The organism is Mesorhizobium sp. (assembly GCF_017306585.1).
Taxonomy (GTDB): Bacteria; Pseudomonadota; Alphaproteobacteria; order Rhizobiales; family Rhizobiaceae; genus Mesorhizobium.
The window spans coordinates 1-1,998 of the sequence record NZ_JAFKIC010000378.1; the positions used below are offsets into that span (position 1 = coordinate 1).

General features: G+C 64.3%; 2 protein-coding genes and 1 pseudogene. All 3 read right to left on the minus strand.

Going from position 1 to position 1,998, the window contains the following annotated elements; genetic code table 11:
• Positions 1-232 (minus strand): annotated as a pseudogene (locus tag J0I79_RS34995) (CoA ester lyase); the annotation flags it as partial.
• A 79-nt stretch (positions 233-311) separates the two neighbouring features.
• A protein-coding gene (locus J0I79_RS35000) for an IS630 family transposase (RefSeq protein ID WP_292870769.1) occupies positions 312-1,254 on the minus strand; the annotation gives its coding sequence in 2 pieces (ribosomal slippage) (positions 312-917 and positions 919-1,254; 942 coding nt in all).
• 215 nt (positions 1,255-1,469) lie between these two features.
• Positions 1,470-1,943, minus strand: a complete 474-nt coding sequence (locus J0I79_RS35005) for an META domain-containing protein (RefSeq protein ID WP_292870772.1) — start codon at positions 1,941-1,943, stop codon at positions 1,470-1,472.
• Between the last annotated feature and the right edge of the window lie 55 nt (positions 1,944-1,998).

Below are 1,998 nucleotides of genomic sequence, written 5' to 3' on the forward strand. Positions count from 1 at the left end.
CCCGGGCGGCCTGCTTGGCCTCGACCGGAATCGCATCCTCGAGATTGCCGAGCACGATATCGACCTGGCCGGCGAGCTCGGGAACCTTGGCCCGCACCTTTTCGAGATGGGGCGGGACGAAATGGATCATCCGCTCCAGGCGCAGCGGCGGCTCCCGATAGGGCTCCGGCGCACCGATCGCCAGGGGGCGGGAGAACTGGCGGGGCGTCTTCGTGCTCAGGTTCGGCTCCATGCTGCGCTGCAGCGAATGTGGCCGAGCATGCTGGCGGCGTCCACTGGGCTTTGGGATAGAGATCTAGAGCGTGCTTCGTTTACACGGCATCATAGCCTGCGTTTGTGATGTAGTTTGCACATTCTGCTGGTGAGACGAGGTTGAGCAGATCGCCGAGTTTTTGCCAGGTTGCCTCGACGGTTCTGGGCTCGGCGTTTCGCATCCAGTGCTTGAGCTTGGCGAAGAGCTGCTCGATCGGGTTCAGGTCGGGGCTGTAGGGCGGCAGGAAGAGCATGTGCGCGCCGGCCTGGCGGATGGCGCGGCGGGCGGCCTTCCCCTTATGGCTGCCGAGATTGTCGAGGATGACGATATCGCCCTGGGCGAGCGTCGGGGCCAGAACCTGCTCGGCATAAAGCGCGAACAGTTCGCCATTGATCGGACCGTCGATGACGAGGGGCGCGTCGATGCGGTCGATCCTGAGCGCGCCGATGAAGGTGAGCGTCTTCCAATGACCATGCGGCGTGAGGGCGGGAAGGCGCTGGCCCTTCGGTCCCCAGCCGCGCAATGGCGCCATGTTGGTCTTGATCCAGGTTTCGTCGATGAAGACGAGGCGGCGCGGATCGATCCTGGCCTGATGCGCCTTCCAACGCTCACGCTTGCGGGCGATATCAGGCCGGGTCTGCTCGGCTGGCAGCACGGTTTTTTTTGAAGCTCAGCCCTTCGGCATGCAGGAACGCCCAGACCATGCGCCGGTCGCTCTTGATCCCGCGCGCCTGCAACTCGGCCGTCAAACCGCGCGTCGTGAAAGGGCCTGACCCACAGCGCTCGCGCAGCCAGTCCGCCACCTCCCCGGACAGCCGCGGCTTCTTGTGCCCACCGATCTTGCCGTGATCGAGCGAGCCAGTCTGCGCCTTGAGCCTGCGCCACTTCGAAACACAGGACGGGCTGATCTTCAGTGCCGCTCCGATCGAACGGATACTCTCCCCGGCATCGAACCGCGCCAGAGCCCGCTCACGGAGATCCTCTGAGTAAGGTCGCGTCATACCTGCCGGCCGCCTTCTCCCGGCAGATATCTTGAATCACGATCAAGATGATTTGCGAATCCCGATTCCGCCAAAAATCAGCGCGCTCTAGAGCATCGGACCGAAAAGTGGACTCCGATTTTCGGAAAACTCCGATGCGATAACAATGAGATAGATCACCGTGACCGCGTCCGAGCCGACGCGCGGCGCTCTAGCCGCCGAAAGACCAGCGCGCCTCAGATACCGCGATCGAAGCGGATTTCGCCGGAGGCGGTCTTCAGGACGAGCCGACCCTCGACCAGGTCCCATTGCCGGGCGCCGCGCAACGCCAGCGGGAAGCTGCGCTCGAAATCCATCACCGCCTTGTCGCAGGCGCGCTTTGTCACTGCGACCGGCCCGACCGCAAAGCCCTGCTGGCGCAACGGATAGGCCGAGGCCGAATAGGTATTGCAGCCGGAGAAGCCGGTGCCGCGCAGATTGGCGTCGACCTTCAGCGTGATCCGCCGGTCGTTCAGCGGCTTGCCGTTGAACTGGACCGCCGTCCAGGACGCATCGAGCGGGAAGTTCTTCTGCTGCTTGGGCGGCGGCGCCGGCTGTCCTTGGTCCGGAATCTGCGAGGGGCGCTGACGGCCCTGCGCGAGGGCGTCACCGGCCAGAGCCGGCAACAGGGAAAAGGCGATGGCGGCCGCAAGGCCGAGGCGCGACTGCATGCTCAACTGGTCCAAACCCCGGATTGGAAATAGCGCGACGGGCAAAGGTTAGTTC

Bases quoted from the DNA above. Each gene is read 5' to 3' on its own strand.
- J0I79_RS35005 (WP_292870772.1), bottom strand. From the start codon at position 1,943: ATGCAGTCGCGCCTCGGCCTTGCGGCCGCCATCGCCTTTTCCCTGTTG.